The 1342-nt window shown below is 57.5% G+C and carries 1 rRNA gene (running past one end of the window); it reads right to left on the bottom strand.

The annotated features are described in order from the left end of the window. A 23S ribosomal RNA gene (locus ACSNN8_RS19920) occupies positions 1-1342 on the bottom strand (its annotated part continues 948 nt past the right edge of the window); the annotation flags it as partial.

The following is a 1342-nucleotide window of genomic DNA, read 5'->3' as shown; positions in this document are numbered from 1 at the left end:
TAAAGGTCCCGGGGTCTTTCCGTCCTGCCGCGCGTAACGAGCATCTTTACTCGTACTGCAATTTCGCCGGGCCTGTGGTTGAGACAGTGGGGAAGTCGTTACGCCATTCGTGCAGGTCGGAACTTACCCGACAAGGAATTTCGCTACCTTAGGATGGTTATAGTTACCACCGCCGTTTACTGGCGCTTAAGTTCTCCGCCTCGCCCTTGCGGGCTAACAGGTCCCCTTAACGTTCCAGCACCGGGCAGGCGTCAGTCCATATACATCGTCTTACGACTTGGCATGGACCTGTGTTTTTAGTAAACAGTCGCTTCCCCCTGCTCTCTGCGGCCATACCACGCTCCACCCGCAAAGGGGCTTCACGCGTCCGGCCCCCCTTCTCCCTAAGTTACGGGGGCAATTTGCCGAGTTCCTTAACCACAGTTCACCCGTCGCCTCGGTATTCTCTACCTGACCACCTGTGTCGGTTTAGGGTACGGGCCGCTCGGAACATCGCTAGAGGCTTTTCTCGGCAGCATAGGATCACTGACTTCACCTGAAACGGCTCGGCATCACGTCTCAGCCTTAATCACACGCGGATTTGCCTACGTGTGGGCCTACACGCTTACCCCAGGACAACCACCGCCTGGGACCAGCTACCTTCCTGCGTCACCCCATCACTAAACTACTACCCACCAGGATCCCGCGCTCCACACCCTTGACCCGAAGGTCGCCGGCGCTTTGGGCGGTTAGCATAATAGGGTTCGTCTGGGTCGTTCCTTCGCGGGTACGGGAATATCAACCCGTTATCCATCGACTACGCCTCTCGGCCTCGCCTTAGGCCCCGACTCACCCAGGGCGGATTAGCCTGGCCCTGGAACCCTTGGTCATCCGGCGGAAGAGGTTCTCACTCTTCATTCGCTACTCATGCCTGCATTCTCACTCGTACAGCGTCCACGGCTAGATCACTCTGCCGCTTCACCCGCTGCACGACGCTCCCCTACCCATCCACACACCTGGACCCGCTCCTCAAGGAAGCCGGCCGAGTAAAGTGTGAATGCCACAGCTTCGGCGGTGTGCTTGAGCCCCGCTACATTGTCGGCGCGGAACCACTTGACCAGTGAGCTATTACGCACTCTTTAAAGGATGGCTGCTTCTAAGCCAACCTCCTGGTTGTCTAAGCGACCCCACATCCTTTTCCACTTAGCACACGCTTAGGGGCCTTAGCTGGTGATCTGGGCTGTTTCCCTCTCGACTACGAAGCTTATCCCCCGCAGTCTCACTGCCGCGCTCTCACTTACCGGCATTCGGAGTTTAGCTGATTTCGGTAAGCTTGTAGGCCCCCTAGACCATCCAGTGCTCT

This window comes from Actinoplanes sp. URMC 104, assembly GCF_051386375.1.
Taxonomy (GTDB): Bacteria; Actinomycetota; Actinomycetes; order Mycobacteriales; family Micromonosporaceae; genus Actinoplanes.
This window is presented reverse-complemented; position numbering and strand designations above follow the sequence as displayed.